Annotated in this window: 23 protein-coding genes; 6 read left to right on the forward strand and 17 right to left on the reverse strand. The window is 58.4% G+C overall.

Annotated elements, in window-relative coordinates; genetic code table 11:
* Positions 1-20: 20 nt before the first annotated feature.
* From tolQ to CUN63_RS05835, 10 genes are all read right to left on the reverse strand, one after another.
* Positions 21-716: a protein TolQ gene (tolQ, locus tag CUN63_RS05790; RefSeq protein ID WP_046049659.1), complete on the reverse strand. Its 696-nt coding sequence runs from the start codon at positions 714-716 to the stop codon at positions 21-23.
* Positions 706-1,173 carry a tol-pal system-associated acyl-CoA thioesterase gene (gene ybgC, locus CUN63_RS05795; protein WP_008147372.1) on the reverse strand — a complete coding sequence of 156 codons (468 nt, stop codon included), beginning with the start codon at positions 1,171-1,173 and terminating at the stop codon, positions 706-708. The genes tolQ and ybgC overlap by 11 nt, the downstream gene beginning before the upstream one ends.
* 124 nt (positions 1,174-1,297) lie before the next feature.
* Positions 1,298-2,362 (reverse strand): Holliday junction branch migration DNA helicase RuvB, encoded by a 1,065-nt coding sequence (gene ruvB / locus CUN63_RS05800; RefSeq protein ID WP_123367885.1) that lies wholly within the window; start codon positions 2,360-2,362, stop codon positions 1,298-1,300.
* The gene (gene ruvA, locus CUN63_RS05805; RefSeq protein ID WP_129437843.1) at positions 2,363-2,980 is read right to left on the reverse strand and encodes a Holliday junction branch migration protein RuvA; all 618 of its coding nucleotides are present in this window, start codon (positions 2,978-2,980) and stop codon (positions 2,363-2,365) included. It lies immediately after the preceding gene.
* A gap of 116 nt (positions 2,981-3,096) precedes the next feature.
* Positions 3,097-3,621, reverse strand: a complete 525-nt coding sequence (gene ruvC / locus CUN63_RS05810; RefSeq protein ID WP_008147379.1) for a crossover junction endodeoxyribonuclease RuvC — start codon at positions 3,619-3,621, stop codon at positions 3,097-3,099.
* A gap of 76 nt (positions 3,622-3,697) precedes the next feature.
* Complete coding sequence (locus CUN63_RS05815; protein WP_129437845.1) at positions 3,698-4,444, reverse strand: YebC/PmpR family DNA-binding transcriptional regulator; 747 nt, start codon at positions 4,442-4,444, stop codon at positions 3,698-3,700.
* A gap of 123 nt (positions 4,445-4,567) precedes the next feature.
* Complete coding sequence (gene aspS, locus CUN63_RS05820) at positions 4,568-6,343, reverse strand: aspartate--tRNA ligase (RefSeq protein ID WP_129437847.1); 1,776 nt, start codon at positions 6,341-6,343, stop codon at positions 4,568-4,570.
* 121 nt (positions 6,344-6,464) lie between these two features.
* A complete protein-coding gene (locus tag CUN63_RS05825) occupies positions 6,465-6,686 on the reverse strand; it encodes an FmdB family zinc ribbon protein (protein WP_010457489.1) in 222 nt (73 codons plus the stop codon).
* A 136-nt stretch (positions 6,687-6,822) separates the two neighbouring features.
* Positions 6,823-7,161: a ribbon-helix-helix domain-containing protein gene (locus CUN63_RS05830; protein ID WP_129437849.1), complete on the reverse strand. Its 339-nt coding sequence runs from the start codon at positions 7,159-7,161 to the stop codon at positions 6,823-6,825.
* A gap of 270 nt (positions 7,162-7,431) precedes the next feature.
* Positions 7,432-7,902, reverse strand: coding sequence for a Dps family protein (locus tag CUN63_RS05835; RefSeq protein ID WP_129437851.1), 471 nt, complete (start codon positions 7,900-7,902; stop codon positions 7,432-7,434).
* A gap of 308 nt (positions 7,903-8,210) precedes the next feature.
* On the opposite strand from CUN63_RS05835, the gene CUN63_RS32545 reads away from it, so the two are divergent.
* Positions 8,211-8,813, forward strand: a complete 603-nt coding sequence (locus CUN63_RS32545; RefSeq protein ID WP_008147390.1) for a cold-shock protein — start codon at positions 8,211-8,213, stop codon at positions 8,811-8,813.
* 70 nt (positions 8,814-8,883) lie between these two features.
* Here the strand turns inward: CUN63_RS32545 and CUN63_RS05845 are convergent, their stop codons facing one another.
* Together CUN63_RS05845 and CUN63_RS05850 are read right to left on the reverse strand one after the other, a co-directional pair.
* A complete protein-coding gene (locus CUN63_RS05845) occupies positions 8,884-9,090 on the reverse strand; it encodes a SlyX family protein (RefSeq protein ID WP_008147392.1) in 207 nt (68 codons plus the stop codon).
* Positions 9,091-9,093: 3 nt separating this feature from the next.
* Positions 9,094-9,519, reverse strand: a complete 426-nt coding sequence (locus CUN63_RS05850; RefSeq protein WP_129445062.1) for an HIT domain-containing protein — start codon at positions 9,517-9,519, stop codon at positions 9,094-9,096.
* Positions 9,520-9,918: 399 nt separating this feature from the next.
* Between CUN63_RS05850 and CUN63_RS31655 the strand changes: the two genes are divergently transcribed.
* Positions 9,919-10,341 (forward strand): hypothetical protein, encoded by a 423-nt coding sequence (locus tag CUN63_RS31655; protein ID WP_218570144.1) that lies wholly within the window; start codon positions 9,919-9,921, stop codon positions 10,339-10,341.
* Between the two features lie 95 nt (positions 10,342-10,436).
* Positions 10,437-11,786, forward strand: coding sequence for an OprD family porin (locus tag CUN63_RS05855; protein WP_129437853.1), 1,350 nt, complete (start codon positions 10,437-10,439; stop codon positions 11,784-11,786).
* Between the two features lie 65 nt (positions 11,787-11,851).
* On the opposite strand, the gene CUN63_RS05860 is transcribed toward CUN63_RS05855, so the two are convergent.
* Positions 11,852-12,694: a mechanosensitive ion channel family protein gene (locus tag CUN63_RS05860; protein WP_129437855.1), complete on the reverse strand. Its 843-nt coding sequence runs from the start codon at positions 12,692-12,694 to the stop codon at positions 11,852-11,854.
* A 150-nt stretch (positions 12,695-12,844) separates the two neighbouring features.
* Positions 12,845-13,330, reverse strand: a complete 486-nt coding sequence (locus CUN63_RS05870; protein WP_007906601.1) for a YajQ family cyclic di-GMP-binding protein — start codon at positions 13,328-13,330, stop codon at positions 12,845-12,847.
* A 141-nt stretch (positions 13,331-13,471) separates the two neighbouring features.
* On the opposite strand from CUN63_RS05870, the gene CUN63_RS05875 reads away from it, so the two are divergent.
* From CUN63_RS05875 to CUN63_RS05885, 3 genes are read left to right on the forward strand one after another with little or no spacing between them, the layout of a single operon-like run.
* A complete protein-coding gene (locus CUN63_RS05875) occupies positions 13,472-14,389 on the forward strand; it encodes a putative 2-dehydropantoate 2-reductase (protein WP_129437857.1) in 918 nt (305 codons plus the stop codon).
* 45 nt (positions 14,390-14,434) lie between these two features.
* Complete coding sequence (locus CUN63_RS05880; protein WP_129437859.1) at positions 14,435-16,471, forward strand: HAMP domain-containing sensor histidine kinase; 2,037 nt, start codon at positions 14,435-14,437, stop codon at positions 16,469-16,471.
* A gap of 2 nt (positions 16,472-16,473) precedes the next feature.
* Complete coding sequence (locus CUN63_RS05885) at positions 16,474-17,052, forward strand: cob(I)yrinic acid a,c-diamide adenosyltransferase (protein WP_129437861.1); 579 nt, start codon at positions 16,474-16,476, stop codon at positions 17,050-17,052.
* Between the two features lie 122 nt (positions 17,053-17,174).
* Here CUN63_RS05885 and CUN63_RS05890 read toward each other — a convergent pair whose 3' ends face one another.
* The 3 genes from CUN63_RS05890 to argJ form a co-directional block, all read right to left on the reverse strand.
* On the reverse strand, positions 17,175-18,125 hold the full coding sequence (locus CUN63_RS05890) for a Nudix family hydrolase (protein ID WP_129437863.1): 951 nt from the start codon (positions 18,123-18,125) through the stop codon (positions 17,175-17,177).
* Positions 18,122-18,754 (reverse strand): glutathione S-transferase family protein, encoded by a 633-nt coding sequence (locus CUN63_RS05895; RefSeq protein WP_129437865.1) that lies wholly within the window; start codon positions 18,752-18,754, stop codon positions 18,122-18,124. The genes CUN63_RS05890 and CUN63_RS05895 overlap by 4 nt, the downstream gene beginning before the upstream one ends.
* Before the next feature lie 157 nt (positions 18,755-18,911).
* A complete protein-coding gene (gene argJ, locus CUN63_RS05900; protein ID WP_129437867.1) occupies positions 18,912-20,129 on the reverse strand; it encodes a bifunctional glutamate N-acetyltransferase/amino-acid acetyltransferase ArgJ in 1,218 nt (405 codons plus the stop codon).
* Positions 20,130-20,148: the final 19 nt, after the last annotated feature.

The raw sequence follows: 20,148 nt of genomic DNA on the forward strand, positions 1-20,148 counted from the left end.
AGCCATTGGAAATTACCTGCTTATTCTTCGCTGGTGTGCACTTTGCGGTGCAGGATCGCCTGGAATTCGTCGGCGAAGGTGTAGTAACGGCTCAGCAGGGTTTCGCTGCGAGCAGCAAAACGGTTGTAAGCGATAACGGCCGGGATGGCGGCGAACAGACCGATCGCGGTTGCGATCAGTGCCTCGGCGATACCTGGAGCCACAGTGGCCAGGGTCGCTTGCTGGGCAGTTGCCAGACCACGGAAGGAGTTCATGATCCCCCAGACGGTACCGAACAGACCGATGTACGGGCTGACGGAACCTACGGTCGCGAGGAACGGCAGGCTCTGCTCGAGCTTTTCTTCTTCGCGGGAAATGGCGACGCGCATGGCACGGGCCACGCCTTCCATGACCGCTTCCGGGTCAACGCCTGGCTGCTGACGCAGACGGGAGAATTCCTTGAAACCGGCACGGAAGATCTGCTCTACGCCCGAATCCGGATCAGGATTGCTGCCGGCCTGACGGTAGAGTTTGGACAGGTCGATACCCGACCAGAAGCGCTCTTCAAAGCTCTCCAGGGCACGTCGACCGGCGCGCAGCAGATTGCTGCGCTGAAAGATCATGATCCATGAGGTCACCGATGCGGCTACCAGGATCAGCATTACCAGTTGCACCACGATACTGGCATTGCTGACCAGGCTCCACATGGAGGAATGGTCGACGACGTTAGCTTCCACGCTTTATCTCCTGCTTTGAGTGTGTACCCGCGCCGCTCACGTCGGCAAAGGCCGCACGTAGAGCTTCGGGAATGGCCCGGGGTTTCAAACTGTTAGTGCGCACACAGGCCACCAAAAACTGCCCCTCGCAGAGCAGCGCATTATCCGTGGCCCGCCTGACCTGCTGTTTGAAGCGCAGGCTGACACGGTTCAATTCGATTACTTCAGCGCTTACCAGCAGCTCGTCGTCCAGTCGCGCCGGCGCGTGGTAACGCGCTTCGCTGGAATGCACGACGAACAACAGGTCCTCACCTGCAAGCTGGGATTGGGCAAAGCCCAGCTCCCGGAGCCGCTCGGTTCGAGCCCGTTCCATAAACTTGAGGTAATTAACGTAATACACGATGCCGCCCGCATCGGTGTCCTCGTAATAAACGCGACAACGAAGTGCGAAAGGCTCAAGCCCGTTTTGCGCGCGCATACTCTAGTGCTTACTCCTCAGGTTGCCAATCCGGCCAGGCAACTGTTTTTCATTGATTCACGGCTTTCTGGCGAAAGTACGGTCCTGGGACCGCACAAACCCCGAATAAATCAGCGCGCAAAGGTTATTTATCGTCCACGGCATCGAGGAACTCGTCTACCACGGGCATCTCGCCCAATCGTGACGGGATGTTTAAACCGAAGTGCAGGTACGCATGCCGGGTCACCACTCGCCCCCGCGGCGTACGCATGATGTAGCCCTGCTGGATCAGGTACGGCTCCAGCACGTCTTCAATGGTGTGGCGCTCTTCACTGATGGCTGCAGCGAGACTATCGACCCCGACCGGCCCACCGTCGAACTTCTCGATCATGGTCAACAACAGACGTCGATCCTGGTGATCGAAACCACGCTCGTCGACATCCAGCAGGTTCAAGGCCAGGTCGGCGATCGGTTTGGTAATGTGGCCCTTGGCGCGAACTTCGGCGAAATCCCGAACCCGGCGCAGCAAGCGGTTGGCGATCCGTGGCGTACCACGGGCACGGCGGGCGATTTCGAAAGCGCCTTCCGGGTCCAGGGGCAAGCCGAGGATATTCGCCGAACGACTGACAATCGTTGCCAGATCGGCGGTGTTGTAGAACTCCAGGCGCTGGACGATGCCGAAACGGTCGCGCAGCGGATTGGTCAGCATCCCCGCCCGCGTCGTCGCACCGACCAGCGTGAACGGCGGCAGATCAAGCTTGATCGAGCGCGCGGCCGGCCCTTCGCCGATCATGATGTCGAGCTGGAAATCTTCCATGGCCGGGTACAGCACTTCTTCGACGATCGGTGAGAGCCGATGGATTTCGTCGATAAACAGCACGTCGTGTGGCTCAAGATTGGTCAGCAGCGCAGCCAGATCACCCGGGCGCTCAAGCACCGGGCCCGAAGTGCTCTTGATCGACACGCCCATTTCCTGGGCGATGATGTTGGCCAGGGTGGTTTTACCCAGACCCGGCGGGCCGAAAATCAGCGTGTGGTCCAGGGATTCATTGCGCCCACGGGCAGCCTGGATGAACAACTCCATCTGCTCGCGAACGGTCGGCTGGCCAATGTACTCGGCCAGGCTGACAGGACGAATCGCTCGGTCCTGGACTTCCTCGCGGTCACGAGGGCCGGGCGTGGCGGTAATCAGACGATCAGCTTCAATCACTTAGATCATTCCCTTCAGGGCACGACGAATCATGTCTTCACTGCTCAAACCTTTCTCCTTGATCGCAGAAATCGCCTTGCTGGCTTCCTGCGGCTTGTAGCCCAAGGAGATCAGCGCGCTGACCGCGTCATTTTCGGCGGTAGCGACCGGAGCTGGCGCATCTGGCGCACCCGGCTGGTTTGGCACCAACGCGAACATCGCCGGCACCGTTTCCCAGGCCTTGAAGCGGTCCTTGAGTTCCACCAGCAAACGCTCGGCGGTCTTTTTGCCCACGCCCGGCACCTTGGTCAGCGCCGAGGTGTCCTGGGATTGTACGCAGCGGACCAGCTCATCGACTTCCAGGCTCGACATCAGGGCCAGGGCCAATTTCGGCCCTACACCATTGAGACGGATCAACTCGCGAAAAAAGTCTCGCTCGCGCTTGCCGAAGAAGCCATAGAGTAACTGCGCGTCTTCGCGTACGACCAAATGGGTGTGCAAGGTCAGCGGTTCACCGACCGACGGCAAGCGATAAAGCGTGGTCATGGGCACTTCCAGCTCATACCCCAGACCGTTTACATCCAGAATCAGGTGCGGCGGCTGTTTCTCAGCCAGTGTTCCGCGCAAGCGTCCAATCACGTTTCAGATCCTTGAGCGTTGGCCAACTCAGCAGCTGGCGACTGACAGAGCAAGGGTTTTGCGCCGACGACACAGGCGCAAAACCCTCGCTCCATAAAAAATGATTGCTGATGCTATCAGAGACGCAGGCGTCCGCCACGACTGCGTGCCGTGCCCAGGCCATGGGGCAACAGGCTGGAACGGGTGTGAGCATGGCAAATGGCGATGGCCAAGGCGTCCGAGGCATCGATTTGAGGTTTGCTGGTCAGTTTCAGCATGTGCATGACCATCATTTGCACCTGCTCTTTATTCGCCGCGCCGGTCCCGGTCACCGCCTGCTTGACCTGGGTCGCGGTGTATTCAGCGATTTCCAGGCTTTCTTCCGCCCCGGCAACGATGGCTGCGCCGCGGGCCTGGCCAAGTTTCAATGCAGAGTCAGCGTTGCGCGCCATGAAGACCTTTTCAATGCCCATGGTCACCGGGCCGTACGTCTGGATGACTTCGCGCACGCCGCGATAGACGATTTGCAGGCGTTCATGCAGCTCGCCGGAACCTGTGCGAATGCAGCCCGACGCCACGTAAACGCAACCACGCCCGGTATCTCGCACTACGCCATAACCGGTAATGCGCGAACCGGGGTCGATACCAAGAATTAAAGTCATAACGCCTGCAAAGCTAGTGCGAGTATTCGAGGGTAACTGTAGGAGCTGCCGAAGGCTGCGATCTTTAATAAATGCATCAACCGAGCTGTGCGGCGACCGACTCAGGAATGTCCGCGTTGGAATAAACGTTCTGCACGTCATCCAGGTCTTCAAGCATGTCGATCAGCTTGAGAACCTTCTCGGCGCCTTCCAGGTCCAGTTCGGCACTGGTGGTCGGCAGCATCACGATTTCCGCATCATCACCTTTGAAACCGGCCGCTTCCAGCGCGTTACGCACGGAGTAGAAACCGGCGAACGAGGTAAATACGTCGATGGAGCCGTCTTCGTGGGTCACCACGTCATCGGCATCGGCCTCCATCGCCGCTTCCATCAGCGCATCTTCATCGACGCCTGGGGCGAAGGAAATCTGCCCCTTGCGCTCGAACAGATAGGCCACCGAACCGTCCGTACCGAGGTTGCCGCCGCATTTGCTGAACGCATGGCGAACAGCGGCGGCGGTGCGGTTGCGGTTGTCGGTCATGCACTCGACCATCACCGCCACGCCGCCCGGGCCGTAGCCTTCGTAGGTCAGCTCGACCATGTCGTCGGTGTCGGCAGCACCGGCGCCGCGGGCGACCGCGCGATCGATGATGTCGCGGCTCATATTCGCGCCGAGGGCCTTGTCCAGCGCCAGACGCAAACGCGGGTTGGAACCCGGATCACTACCGCCCTGACGGGCAGCAACGGTCAGTTCACGAATCCACTTGGTGAAAATCTTGCCCTTCTTGGCATCCTGACGTTCTTTGCGGTGCTTGATGTTCGCCCACTTGGAATGACCCGCCATATCTCGCTCCGAATTCTCTTTGAAACATTGCCCGCCACGCCATGACGCGCCAGCCGGCAAATAAAAATCTCGACCTTTCTATAAAGAAAGGGCGCATCCGAAGATGCGCCCTTCTGGTCAGCCTTACTCAGCTTTAGGCGTTTCGCGCAGACGAATGTGCAGTTCGCGCAGTGCCTTGGCATCTACCACACCCGGGGCCTGAGTCATGACGCAAGCGGCGCTCTGGGTTTTCGGGAAGGCGATCACTTCACGGATCGACTGGGCGCCGGTCATCAGCATCACCAGACGGTCCAGACCGAAGGCCAGGCCACCGTGCGGCGGTGCGCCGTATTTCAGGGCGTCGAGCAGGAAGCCGAATTTCTCTTCCTGTTCCGCTTCACTGATACCCAGCAGACGGAACACCGACTGTTGCATTTCCTTGCGATGGATACGGATCGAACCGCCACCCAGCTCGGTGCCGTTCAGGACCATGTCGTAGGCACGGGACAGAGCGGTCGCCGGGTTGGCTTCCAGTTCTTCCGGGGTGCACTTCGGCGCGGTGAACGGGTGGTGCAAGGCAGTGAAGCTACCGTCGTCGTTCTCTTCGAACATCGGGAAGTCGACAACCCACATCGGTGCCCACTCGCACGTCAGCAGGTTCAGATCGTTACCGACCTTGATCCGCAGCGCGCCCAGGGCTTCGCTGACGATCTTGGCTTTGTCGGCACCGAAGAACACGATGTCGCCGTCAACCGCGCCAACGCGATCAAGGATCACATTGAGGTTGGCTTCAGGGATGTTCTTGACGATCGGCGATTGCAGACCTTCAACGCCTTTGGCGCGCTCGTTGACCTTGATGTACGCCAGGCCCTTGGCACCGTAGATGCCGACGAACTTGGTGTAGTCGTCGATCTGCTTGCGCGGCATGCTCGCCGCGCCTGGAACGCGCAAGGCGGCAACGCGGCATTTCGGGTCGTTGGCCGGGCCGCTGAACACCTTGAAGTCGACTTCTTTCAGTTGATCGGCAACGTCAACCAGTTCCAGCGGGTTACGCAGGTCCGGCTTGTCGGAACCGTAACGACGCATGGCCTCTTCGAAGGTCATGTGCGGGAACTCACCGAACTCCAGATCCAGCACTTCCTTGAACAGGTTGCGGATCATGCCTTCGGTGATGCCGATGATGTCTTTTTCATCGAGGAAGCTGGTTTCGATGTCGATCTGAGTGAATTCAGGCTGACGGTCGGCACGCAGGTCTTCGTCGCGGAAGCACTTGGCGATCTGGTAGTAGCGATCGAAGCCGGCAACCATCAGCAGTTGCTTGAACAGCTGCGGCGATTGCGGCAAGGCGAAGAAGGAACCGGCGTGAGTACGGCTCGGCACCAGGTAATCGCGAGCACCTTCCGGGGTGGCGCGGGTCAGGATCGGCGTCTCGACATCGAGGAAGCCGTTCTCGTCCAGGTAACGGCGGATGCTGGTGGTCATGCGCGAACGCAGACGCAGCTTCTCGAGCATTTCCGGACGACGCAGGTCGATGAAGCGATAACGCAGGCGGGTTTCTTCGCCGACGTCGGAGAACTCGTTGAGCGGGAACGGCGGGGTTTCCGCTTCGTTCAATACTTCCAGCTCGTAGCCCAGCACTTCGATCATGCCCGACGCCATGTTGGCGTTGCCGGCACCGGCCGGACGCAGGCGGACCTTGCCGGTGACCTTGACCACGTATTCGCTGCGCACGCGATCCGCGGCGGCGAAGGTTTCAGCGCGGTCCGGGTCGAACACCACCTGGGCCAGACCGTCACGATCACGGATATCGAGGAAAATCACCCCACCGTGGTCACGGCGACGGTGAACCCATCCGCAAAGGGTAATTTCCTGGCCTTCCAGGCTTTCGTTCAGTTGGCCGCAATAATGGCTGCGCATCATGGTAGTGGTTCGCTTCTCGTAATTCGAAATTCGGTTGGAGACCTTGCTCATATCCTGCCCTTGTAAAAGGCGCCAGATGAGGCAAGAGCTCGCACGTGTCGTTCAACTCAGGTTCAAGACCCTAGTCAGCTTTGTCGCCGCCGGCCAGGTTCTTCTTGGAACCGGTCTTGAAATCGGTTTCGTACCAGCCGGTACCGCTAAGGCGGAAGCCCGGCATGGACAGCATCTTCTTAAGCTCTGGCGCCTGGCAGGCAGGGCAGTCGACCAGCGGTGCTGCGCTGATCTTTTGAATGGCTTCCAACTGATGACCACAGGAAGCACATTGATAGTCGTACATCGGCATGGGGGTTGTCTCGGCGATCAGATTGCTACCGCACACGCTGGGTTTTGCGGCAAAGAGCGGGATTATATCCATTAAATGCAGCCTGTGCAGCCGTAAGACTGCACAGACCGACACTCTACCCATTCCACCCCTGTGGCTAAGGCATGGCGACGCAGCCGCCTTCCTTCAGGCTGTGCACGACGCACACAACCCGCACCAGTCCGGTGAAGTTCTTGACCCCGCCGTGACGCAAATGCACCTCGCGGTCCACATGGGACAGCAGCGCACTGACCGTACAGCAGTTGACCTTGGCCATGTCGCCCAAAATATCCCAGTAGACCTGTTCAAGCCGCAAACAGGTTGCAAAGCCATTCAGCCGTACTGACCGGGATAAAGGCTGGGCCAGGCCCATATCAAATTCGCTGACAAATGGATCAATCCTTACATCCTTGACTGGACCGCCCCTCCACTCGCTTCGTCTGTCTTCGTAAACCATATCGTTGACACTCCTTTGTCATCCTTGCGTTTTTATAAGAGCAACAAGCTGTTTCTCTATAAAAGCGCAGGGACAAAGTTATATCCAGATGACTTTATGACCATCAACGTAGGATAAGCCAACAACTGAAGGGCGATCATGGAGACCGTCCTACTCCAGACAATTTCCTACACGCCTGGGCGCAATATCGTTCAACAGAAAGACACTAATCGTTACGAGAAGACAGGGCGCGAACAACACCTCATGGGCGTCATCCGCGCACTGACATTGTTACTGATCCAGCAGGGAGCGCAGCATCCACGCGGTTTTCTCGTGGACTTGCATACGCTGGGTCAGGAGGTCAGCCGTTGGCTCGTCACTGACCTTGTCGAGCAGTGGAAAAATCCCGCGTGCAGTACGCGTGACCGCCTCCTGGCCTTCGACAAGTTGCTTGATCATGTCTTCAGCACTGGGCACACCCACCTCCTCCTTAATGGAAGAAAGGCGCGCATAAATAGAATAGGCACCCGGAGCAGGAAATCCGAGGGCACGAATTCGCTCGGCAATCGAATCGACGGCCAGGGCCAACTCGTTATATTGCTCCTCGAACATCAAGTGCAGGGTCCGAAACATCGGACCGGTGACGTTCCAATGGAAGTTATGGGTTTTCAAATAAAGTACATAAGTGTCCGACAGCAGACGCGAAAGCCCGTCGACGATGGACTTGCGATCCTCTTCACTGATACCGATATCGATTGCCATGCGTTTCCCCTAAAGGTAATGAAATTCATCCAGCAGGTGCAGGACCACTCTAGCAAGCCTGCCGGCACCCCGCAGCCCCGGGTTCTCCGGTTACCTGCGACAAATCGACCCTCAGGGCACCGCTGGACTGCCTGATTTGAGTAGCTGCAGGCTTTGCTGTTAAATAGACAGTGTGTCGCTACCGCCTATTTTCCGGGGGCTGCGCATAGGCTGATACCGGGTACGTGTCCAACGCCTCTTATTGTTCTGAAGCGAACCGTGCTCAATCAGCTCTTCCTTGTGATCCGTCTTAACGTGAGTTACTCAAAATGTTGAAAATTGTCCACCTGCTAATGGGCGCAGCAGCCTTGCTGTTGTCCTTCATCCCTAGCCTGCGATCCGAAGCCGTACCTTACCTGCAACAACCCGATGCGTTGTACCTGGCCTTTTTCGGCCTGCTCAACCTCACCCTCGCTCCTGTTATCCCCTACTGGAACAAAGGCCCGCGTCATCAACTGCAAAACCTGGTCAGCGCCCTCCTGGTTCTGACCGTCGTCCTGCAAACCCTGACGCTGATCGCGCCGATGCCTGTCATTGCCGGTCAACCTGCTGTTCTGTTCAGCCTGGTCGCTGCCCTGATTGCCGTTCTTCTGCACCTGGCCATCAGCTTCTACAAATCCTCACCGGCCGCCGCCTCGCCAAGCTACGACATGAGCAACCGTGATACCGGCACCGTCAAGTGGTTCAACACCTCCAAAGGCTTCGGCTTTATTTCCCGTGATTCCGGCGACGATATTTTCGTGCATTTCCGGGCCATTCGTGGCGAAGGTCATCGCGTCCTGGTCGAAGGCCAGCGTGTGGAGTTCTCTGTCATGAACCGTGACAAGGGCCTGCAAGCCGAAGATGTGATCGCCGCTCTGCCGCGTCGCTGATTCAAGGCTAAAAAAAACCGCGAACAGCCTGGCTGTTCGCGGTTTTTTGTTGCCCGTCTGTTGGTCACACTCAGTAATGCGGCGGTGGCGCTTCTTCTTCAAACGTCTCGAACTGACCGGCCATTTCTTCTTGCCGCTTGAGCAAGGCGGCCATTTGCAGTTGCAGGCGCTCAACCGCACGCTGCTGCGTCGCCAGCACATCACTCAATGCCTGGATGGTGTCATCCTGAAACGCCAGCTGGCTCTCCAGATCGGTAACGCGTGCTTCCAGGCTCATGATTCAACCCTCCAGAAACGTAAAATCATCGGTCAATACCAGGCGCAACCGCTCGCGAATCAACGCGATCTGCTCCGGGCCATAAGGCTTGGCTGGGTGTTTACCCCAGACCGGCGCCGGCCAGGCGGCGTCTTCGCGCTTGCGCACAATCACATGCATGTGCAACTGACTGACGACATTACCCAAGGCCGCGACATTCAACTTGTCCGCATCAAACGAGTCCTTGAGCATTTCCGCCAGTGCGGTCGTTTCCTGCCACAGCTGCTGTTGATCTGCGACATCCAACTGAAATATCTCACTGATATCGTCGCGACGTGGCACCAGAATGAACCAGGGGTAGTTCGAATCATTGGACAGCAGCAACCGGCAGAGTGGGAAATCCCCGATCGGTAACGTGTCTTGTTGAAGCCGTGGATCTAAAGCGAACACTGCGCGCACTCCCGCCGGGTCATCATTTTTCAGCTTAGCGCCCATCCCGAGAGACGGCGCACCAAGCGACAGGACGGCAGCATACCTGCGAACGCCGCTGGCTTCACGACGAACCATTGTCGAAGCCGCCCCGAGAAACTACGAACGACTGGTCGCGCGCCCCGACATGAGTCATTTTCGATCAGGGCGCACCATTACAGAACCACTAACCATGCAAAAAACGCCGAACTGACTGAAAAACAACGAAGCGTTCGTGATTGGCAAACGGCCGCGCTGTATGAATTCAGTACAGCGATTAAAATTTTTTGCACCAAAACCGCACATTGCGTCTACGCTGAGTCGGTCAGGCATCCGCCATCTACTCACTGGTGGGGTGAACCGGTAACGTTTTTGGTTGTCATGCAGTCGGCCATAAGGGTGCAACACGATGCAAACCATGGCGTCAAGCCCAAACAAAACGTGCTTGAACACCCCGGTTTTATGAGGTTTTTACAGCGACCAGCAACCATTCAGAAAAAAAACCAGCAGGATTCTGATTTGTGCACGCTTGTTGCATTCACACCCACATCGCCTCTGAAGCGTCCGCTGGAAGTGGAAGCCTTAAGGCAAATAAAAACAGTGGCAGGGTTGCCCGATGGAGATTCAAGCGTTTCACCAGGGACTCTTTTTACCGATGCTCAGGCCCTGGAAAACAACGTTAAAAGTTGTCAGTCCGCTTGCGTCGAGGCTGTAAATTTGCGACATCTACCAAGCCGTTTGCGACAGGGTCGTAAAGAAGCTGAAAGGTTAGATGCGCAAGTATCGCCAACATGGTCGGCGTGATATAAGTTTGCGCCGACACAAAAAGAAAGAGCCGCCCAGATAATAAATCAGGTGGGACGGCAGTACTCTTCTAAAAACCAAAGGAGCAAATCACGATGCGCGTGATGAAGTGGAGCATGATCGCACTGGCAGTTGCAGCAGCAGCCAGTACTCAGTTGGCTACGGCCGCACCTTTTGTAAGTGACCAGGCTGAAGCCAAGGGTTTTGTTGAAGACTCCAAGTTGAACTTGAATCTTCGCAACTACTACTTCAACCGTGACAACAAAAACACCAACCACGACCAAAAAGACTGGACCCAGGGCTTTTGGGCCAACTACAGCTCCGGTTACACCCAGGGTCTTGTAGGTGTTGGCGTTGATGCATTCGGTTACCTGGCCGTCAAACTGGATGGCGGCGATGGCACTTCCGGTACGGGTAACATGAGCCGTAGCAACACCGTTAAGGCCAACGGTTATGCCCACGACGTCAACGACAGCCAGGGCAAATCCGGTGCAGCGGTTAAATTTCGCATCTCTAAAACCGAGCTGAAAGCCGGTGACATGCAGCCAAGCACTGCTCCAGTGTTCGCTGTTGGCGGTTCCCGTGTCCTTCCTCAAACTGCCAGCGGTTTCCAACTGCAGAGCAGTGAAGTCAAAGACCTTGACCTCGAAGCCGGTCATTTCTACTCGGCGACCAGCCAGGACAAAAACGCTCGTAACGGCGGCCTGTATGCAACCTACGCTGGTGTAGAAGCCAACTCCATCGACTATTTCGGTGGCAAATACGGCATCACCGACAACCTGAGCGCCTCGCTGTACGGCGCCAAGCTGGAAGACATCTGGAACCAGTACTACGCCAACCTGAACTACACCATTCCAATGGGTGGCGATCAGTCGGTTAACCTGGACGGTAACATCTACCGCACCACTGATACCGGCAACGCAGAAGCTGGCGAAATCAGCAACACCGCCTACTCTCTGGCAGCTGCTTTCTCGTTCCTGAAAGCACACACCATCACCTTCGCCTTCCAGAAGGTTAACGGTGACACTCCGTTCGACTACATCGGCGTGGGCAAGAACAACCGTGGCGGCGACTCGATTTTCCTCGCCAACTCCATCCAGTACTCCGACTTTAACGGCTCAGGCGAGAAATCGGCTCAAGTCCGTTATGACCTGAAAATGGCTGAGTACGGCGTTCCTGGTCTGAGCTTCATGACCCGTTACGTGAAAGGCTGGAACATCGACGGTACCAACACTCCAGCAGGCAGCCCTTACGCTGGTCTATATGGCGAAGATGGCCGGCACCACGAAACCAACTTGGAAGCCAAGTACGTCGTACAAACTGGCCCGGCAAAAGATCTGTCCTTCCGTATTCGTCAAGCATGGCACACCGCTAACGCTGACGAAAAAGAAGGCGACGTTAAAGAGTTCCGTCTGATCGTCGACTACCCGATTTCGGTTCTGTAATTGCCGAAAGTTAGTTCGCGGTAATCAAAAAAAGGCCCATCTTCGGATGGGCCTTTTTTGTTGCTTTATTGCACCGCAGCTTCCTGAACCACACGAATCACCCGCTGTGGAAACGGGATATCGATACCGGCCGTTTTCAATCGATCACGAGACTGCTCGTTGAACATGAACATCACATCCCAGTAATCCGCCGTCTTGACCCACACTCGAAGGGAAACAGTAATCGAACTGTCGCCCAGGGTAGAAATCACTGCCTGAGGTGCCGGCTCAGCCAAAACACGCTCATCTTTGGCCAGGTCCAGCAACACTTCCCGGGCCTTCTGCAAGTCCGCTTCATAATCCACACCCACATCAAACACAACTTTGCGCGTCGGTTGACGGTTAGTGTTGGTGATGATGCCGTTCGACAGATTACCGTTAGGCACGATGATGGTTTTGTTATCGCCAGTACGCAGCACCGTGTGGAAGATCTGAATGCTGTCGACCGTGCCGGCAACACCTTGGGCTTCGATCCAGTCACCAATGCGGAACGGGCGGAACAACAGAATCAGCACGCCGCCGGCGAAGTTCGCCAAGCTGCCCTGCAAGGCCAGACCGATGGCCAGACCTGCCGCACCGATGGCCGCGACGAACGAAGTGGTTTCCACCCCGATCATCGATGCCACGCTGACGATCAACAGAACCTTGAGAATAATGTTCGCCAGGCTACTGATAAACCCTTGCAGCGCCAGGTCGGCGTTACGCAGCGCCAGCAACCCGCCAAGCTTTTGCGCCACCTTGTTGATCAGCCACCAGCCGATGGCCAAGGTGATCACCGCCAGCAGCACGCGGCTGCCGTATTCCATGATCATCGGAATCCAGGCTTGAGACGCCTTGACCAGGTTGTCCACTTCAGTATTCAAATCCATCTACATTCTCCTGGGTTAAGCACAATCCGGGTGGGAGCGACGGTGCGACGATTCGACTTGCTCGCGAAAGCGGTGTGTCATTCAACAGTGATGTTGATTGATACGCCCTCTTCGCGAGCAAGCCCGCTCCCACAGGTCCCGCCTGAAAGGTCAGTCGCGGAAGTTGTTGAACTGCAGCGGCATATCGAAAGTCTTGGCGCGCAGGGCCGCGATGGCTTCCTGCAAGTCATCACGCTTCTTGCCGGTAATGCGCACCTGCTCACCCTGAATGGCAGCCTGAACCTTGAGCTTGGCGTCTTTGACATGAGCGACGATTTTCTTCGCCAGCTCTTTGTCGATGCCTTCCTTGAGGACCGCTTCCTGCTTCATCAGTTTGCCCGACGCATAGGCATCCTTGACTTCAAGGCACTGCACGTCGATTTTGCGCTTGACCAGGGCCAACTTGAGGATCTCAATCATCGCTTCGAGCTGGAAATCGGCTTCAGCGGTCAGGTTGACGGTCAGGTCCTTTTCCTTGAACTCGAAGGTGCCTTTGCCTTTCAGGTCATAACGACGATCGAGTTCCTTGACGGCGTTCTCGACCGCGTTGGTGACTTCGTGTTTGTCCAGTTCGGATACCACGTCGAACGACGGCATGTAATCTCTCCAATAAAAGGGCATGCTCGATCACGATGGAGCATGCCTGGCTTGCGGTTAAAATCCGCGCTGATTATAACGGGTCTTTCCGATCATTCACTGCGAGCCTCCCATGCGCGCGACAAACAGAGCAAAAAGCTGATGTCCACCACCTGGCATGTTCTGGGCGCCGGCAGCCTTGGCACCTTATGGGCCACTCGACTGGCGCGGGCCGGCGTGCCGGTCAAGCTGATCGTGCGGGACGCTGCACGCTTGCAGGCGTATGAGGCGGCGGGTGGGTTGACGCTGGTCGAACACGGTGAAGCGAAGTGCTATCCGGTGCCCGCCGAAACACCCGACAACAGTGAACCGATCAACCGCCTGCTGGTGGCCTGTAAAGCCTACGATGCCGAGAAAGCCGTGGCCCAACTGGCACCGCGCCTGGCCCCCGACGCTGAGCTGATCCTGTTGCAGAATGGTCTTGGCAGCCAGGACGCCGTCGCCACCCAGGTGCCGCAGGCTCGCTGCATTTGTGCGTCGAGCACCGAAGGCGCCTTTCGCGATGGCGACTGGCGCGTGGTGTTCGCCGGCCACGGTTACACCTGGCTGGGGGATGCCGGGCATCCCGTGGCGCCGATCTGGCTGGATGACGTGAGCGCCGCCGGTATTCCCCACGAGTGGAGCACCGACATTCTGACCCGGCTGTGGCGAAAACTGGCGCTCAACTGCGCGATCAATCCGCTGACCGTGCTGCACGATTGCCGTAATGGCGGTTTACAGGAACACCACTGCGAAGTCGCCACCCTTTGCGGCGAATTGACCGAGTTGCTTGAGCGCTGCGGTCAACCGGCAGCGGCCGAGGACCTTCAACAGGAAGTCGAACGGGTGATTCACGCGACCGCCGCCAACTACTCTTCGATGTACCAGGACGTCGCGAACCAGCGCCGGACCGAGATCAGCTATCTATTGGGTCATGCTTGCAAAGTCGCCGCGAGGCATCAACTCAACCTGCCACACCTCAATCAACTTGAGCAAAGGTTGATCACCCATCTGCACAGCCTTGGATTGCCCAGCGACTGAGCAGCGGCTACGCTGGCCACTTGTTCCTTTTCAGCGATGAACCTGATGCCATTGCGCCAGCGCCTTGAAAACCTTCCGGTCGGCCAGAAATTGCTGGCCGCCCTGCTGGTGCTGTTGACCACCGTCCTGCTGGTCGCCAACCTGACCTTTATCAGCGCCGCGTACTACATCTCCCAGGAAAGCATGGCACCTCAGGCCTTGCAGACCATCGGCCGCCTGGTGTCCAACCCCAGCCTGGTGTCCGAAGCCTTGCAGTCACCGCAAAGCGCCGAACGCCTGCTCAATGAGCTCAACAGCTATTCACCGTTGCGCGCGGCGGCCCTTTATGACGGCAAGGGCGAGCGTCTGGCGCAGTTGCAGCATGGCGACAATCTGAGCCTGCCAACGCGTTACCGGCACATTGAATCCTGGCAAGCCACCGAGTTTCGCAGCAATCAAATCATCACCCTGCCCCGCCCCGGCACCGCGCCCGGCCACCTGTTACTGGTCGCCAGCAGCGAACTGCCGATGGCTTTCTACACCGGCACTCTCACCGCCAGTCTCGGGATTCTGATCTTCAGTGTGCTGTTGTGGCTGGTGATTGCCCGGCAGATCAAACGCCTGATTACCCGGCCGATCCATCAGCTCGAAGAGCTGTCCCGGCAAGTGACCCGGGAAGAGAACTACGCCTTGCGCGCCTCCCGCGGTAACCATGACGAAATCGGCAGCCTCGCCGAAGCCTTCAACACCATGCTGTCGCGGATCGAGGCCCGTGAGCAGCAACTCAAGCGGGCCCGGGACGATTCCCAGGCCGCTTATGACCAGGCCCAGGGCCTGGCCGAAGAAACCCGTCATACCAATCGCAAACTGGAACTGGAAGTCCAGGTGCGCAGCAAGATCGAGAAGAAGCTCACCGGTTTCCAGAACTACCTCAACAGCATCATCGATTCCATGCCCTCGGCGCTAATCGCCCTTGATGAACAACTCTACGTGACGCAGTGGAATCAGGAGGCCAGCGCCCTGTCTGGCACACGCCTCGACGAAGCCCTGAATCAGCCGATTTTTCTCGCTTTCGAACCGCTCAAGCCGTTTCTGCCGCAACTCAAGCAAACCGTCGAGCAGCACACGGTGGCCAAGATTGAACGGGTGACGTGGTTCAAGGACGAAGAACCCAAGCACTACGCCCTGACCTTTTACCCGCTGATGGGCGGTGCCGGGCGTGGTGTGGTGATCCGGATCGACGACATCACTCAGCGTCTGTCGCTGGAAGAAATGATGGTGCAGTCGGAAAAAATGCTCTCGGTCGGTGGCCTCGCCGCGGGCATGGCCCACGAGATCAACAACCCGTTAGGCGCGATCCTGCACAACGTGCAGAACATTCGCCGACGCCTTTCGCCTGATCTGCCGAAGAATCTCGAACAAGCCGAGCAAACCGGGATCGCGCTGGAAACGGTCAACAAATACCTGCAAGCGCGCGAAGTGCCGCAGTTGCTCGATGGCATTCAACAGGCTGGCGCCCGGGCGGCGAAGATTGTCACGCACATGCTCAGCTTCAGCCGCCGCAGTACCCGGCAAATGGCCCCGTGCGACCTGCCGGCGCTGATCGATCAGGCGGTGGAAATCGCCGGCAATGACTTCGACCTGGCGATCGGTTTCGACTTCAAGGGCCAGGCGATCATTCGCCAGTTCGATCCAGCGTTGGGCCCGGTGCCCGGCACGGCGAACGAACTGGAGCAAGTGCTGCTCAATTTGCTGAAAAACGCCGCGCAGGCTATTCACCAGCGCGAAGGCGACCGCGAGCCGGGACGGATCATTCTGCGCACCAAGCTGAATCCGCCGTGGGCGGAAATCCAGGTGGAGGACAACGGCATCGGCATGAGCGAGAGTGTGCGCAAACGCACCTTCGAGCCGTTCTTCACCACCAAGGAAATCGGTCAGGGCACCGGCCTTGGCCTGTCGGTCTCGTATTTCATCATTACCAACAACCACAAGGGTCAGATGGAAGTGCAATCGACCCTGGGCCAAGGCACGTGTTTCACCTTGCGCCTGCCCTTGGCGGGCACCCCGCTCGTCTCTCAAGAACTCAATCAGCTATCGAGGTAACCATGGGCTTTCGCTTGTCGAAGATTTACACCCGCACCGGCGACAAAGGCGAAACCGGGCTGGGCGACGGTCGTCGCGTGCCCAAGGACCATCCGCGGATCGAAGCCATTGGCGAAGTCGATACGCTGAACAGCCAGGTGGGTGTGCTATTGGCTGGGTTGGCGGCGGAAAGTGGCGAGTATCCGGGCTTGAACGAAGTGATCGATGTTTTGGCGCCTTGCCAGCACCGGTTGTTCGACTTGGGTGGTGAACTGGCGATGCCGGTGTATCAGGCACTGAACACGGCAGAAGTCGAACGTTTGGAAGCCGCGATCGATGTGTGGAATGAAGAACTGGGGCCGCTGGAGAATTTCATTCTGCCGGGTGGTTCGGCGTTGATTGCTCAGGCTCATGTGTGCAGAAGCCTGGCGCGCAGTGCCGAGCGGCGGTGTCAGCATTTGAATGCTGTCGAACCGTTGGCTGGGGTTGGGTTGGCGTATATCAATCGGTTGTCGGATTTGTTGTTTGTGGCGGCGCGGTTGATTACCAAGCGGCAGGGGATTACCGAAATATTGTGGCAACCGGCGGCAAAACCCGAATAAATTATCGTCTGCCAGGCCCTCATCGCGAGCAAGCTCGCTCCCACAGGGATCAATGTCGTACACAAATCTGTGTCCGCCACGAACCACTGTGGGAGCGGGCTTGCTCGCGAAGGGGCCGGTGGCTAAACCAAAGAATCAGGCCAAAATGCCCGAATCCCCGCCGCACCCTGCGCGCCCGCCTCCCAGGCTTTCTGAAGATCCGCCGGGCCAACACCACCGAGCAAGAACACCGGCTTGCTGAAACCTTCGATCAACGCGCAAGCCTGTTCCCAGCCCAGCGGCTGAGCCCCCGGATGAGTCAGGGTCGGTTGCACCGGTGACAGGGTCACAAAATCCACCCCCATCTGCTCGGCCAACGCCAGCTCTTCAGCGTTATGGCAGGACGCCGCCAGCCAGCGCGACGCCGGTAACGGGCGGCCAGCCGCTGAGTATTTGCGCAGCTGCGCGGAGGTGATGTGCCAACCGGCGGACGGGAAATCTCCCAGCCATTCGAACGGCCCCTTGATCATCAACTGCGCCTTGCCCGCACACAGCCCCGCCGCGTCCACCGCCAGATCGCGGTACTTCGGATCGTAGCCGTTGGGTGCCCGCAACTGGATCAGCTTGATGCCGCCGGCAATGGCTTTCTGAATACCGCGCAGCAAGGCCGGGGTTTCCAGATCTTCCGGGGTAATCAAATACTGCGCGGGTAACCGTGCAGCCGCGACAATCGGCTGGTTGGCCGCCGGGAACTCGTAGTTCAGCAGATCGCGGGGCGCGACCCATTCCAACGGCTGGCCTTCGGCGCCGTGCGGTTCGCCGGTAAAGGCCGACACTTCCCAAACGTCCAGCAACACTTGCTTGTCCGGGTAATCGTGCCGGACCTTGATCAGCGGGCGAGCCGCGTTGACCACAATGCCCAACTCTTCATGGAGTTCGCGAGCCAGGGCGGTTTCGACGGATTCGTCGGCCTCGACCTTGCCACCGGGGAATTCCCACAGGCCACCCTGATGCTGAGTGTCGGCACGGCGGGCAATGAGGATCTTGCCACTGCCATCGCGGATGACAGCGGCGGCTACGTGTACTCGCTTCACTGCCCGACCTCCTCCAGACCCGCCTTCTGCCACGCCTTGAAGGCGGGCCATTGGTAGATGGTTTCGACGTAGGCCGCGTCCGCTGCGGGCAGCCTCACCTGATAGGTGCGCAGGCGCACGGCGATCGGTGCGAAGAAGGCATCCGCCAGGGTCGCGCCGCCGAACAGGAATGGACCGGTTTCGGTGGCGGCGGCGCGGCACTCGGCCCACAACGCCAACATACGTTCAATGTCGGCCTGGACGTCAGCCGGTGTCGGCGACAGCGCAGCGTCGTGGCTCAGGTCGAATGGCATGTTGCCGCGCATGGCGAAGAAACCGCTGTGCATCTGCGCGCACGCCGAACGCGCTTGGGCGCGGGCGGCGGTGTCTTTGGGCCAGAGGCCGGCGTCGGGGAACTGCTCTGCCAGATACTCGGCAATCGCCAGGGAATCGGCGATGGTGCCGTGTTCGGTTTTCAACAGCGGGACTTTCCCGGTCGGCGAGTGCTTGAGCAGACGCTCACGCGTATCCGGCTGGTTCAACTTGATCAGTTCTTCGGTGTAAGGGGCGCCAGCCAGGTCGAGGGCCAACGCGCCGCGCAGGGACCAGGAGGAAATCAGTTTGTCGCCGATGATCAGGTGAAGGCTCATGTTCGGGACCTTTTGATGGAGGAAACAGGCCAGTCTATTTAGTGACTGAGAGACCGCTTTCGCGAGCAAGCCCGCTCCCACATTAGATTTGTGTACACCTCAAACCAATGTGGGAGCGGGCTTGCTCGCGAAGGGAGCGACTCGGTCCTGACTTTGGTTACGTGCGGTATTCGGCGTTGATTTTCACGTATTCGTGGGACAGGTCGGTGGTCCAGATGGTTTCGCTGCAATCACCGCGACCCAGCTCGATACGGATCGTGATTTCTTCCTGCTGCATCACGGCCGCGCCCTGGGCTTCGGTGTAGGTCGATGCACGAGCGCCACGGCTGGCGATACAGACATCACCGAGGAACACGTCGATCTTGCTCACGTCCAGGTTCGGTACGCCGGCACGGCCGACGGCGGCCAGAATGCGGCCCCAGTTCGGATCGGAGGCGAACAGTGCGGTCTTGATCAGCGGCGAGTGAGCCACGGTGTAACCGACGTCCAGGCATTCCTGGTGATTGCCGCCGCCGTTGACTTCAACGGTCACAAACTTGGTCGCGCCTTCGCCGTCACGAACGATGGCCTGGGCCACGTCCATGCACACTTCGAACACGGCCTGTTTCAGCTTGGCGAACAACTCGCCTTCGGCGCGGGTGATTTCCGGCAGTGCAGCCTGACCGGTGGCGATCAGCATGCAGCAGTCGTTGGTCGAGGTGTCGCCGTCGATGGTGATGCGGTTGAACGATTTGTTGGCACCGTCCAGCAGCAGGTTTTGCAGCACGTCGCGGGAGACTTTGGCGTCGGTGGCGATGTAGCCGAGCATGGTCGCCATGTTCGGGCGGATCATGCCCGCGCCTTTGCTGATACCGGTGACTGTGATGGTCACGCCGTCATGCTGGAACTGGCGGCTGGCACCTTTTGGCAGGGTGTCGGTGGTCATGATGCCGGTGGCGGCAGCTTCCCAGTTGTTGACCGACAGGTCGTCAAGGGCGGCTTGCAGTGCCCCTTCGATTTTCTCGACCGGCAGCGGCTCGCCGATCACACCGGTGGAGTACGGCAGCACCAGGCTGGCGTCGACGCCGGTCAGCTCAGCCAGTTTGGCGCACGTGCGCTCGGCGGCGGCAAGGCCTGGTTCGCCAGTGCCGGCGTTGGCATTGCCGGTATTGGTCAACAGGTAACGCACCGGACCTTGCACACGCTGCTTGGCCAGGATCACGGGAGCCGCGCAAAAAGCGTTCAGGGTGAACACGCCAGCGACCGTGGAACCTTCGGCACAGCGCATGACCACAACATCCTTGCGCCCCGGGCGCTTGATGCCAGCCGAGGCGATACCGAGTTCAAAACCGGCAACCGGGTGCAACGTTGGCAAAGGACCAAGACCAACAGCCATGAATGCGCTCCTTAATAAA

It is taken from the genome of Pseudomonas sp. ACM7 (genome assembly GCF_004136015.1).
Lineage (GTDB): Bacteria > Pseudomonadota > Gammaproteobacteria > Pseudomonadales > Pseudomonadaceae > Aquipseudomonas > Aquipseudomonas frigoris.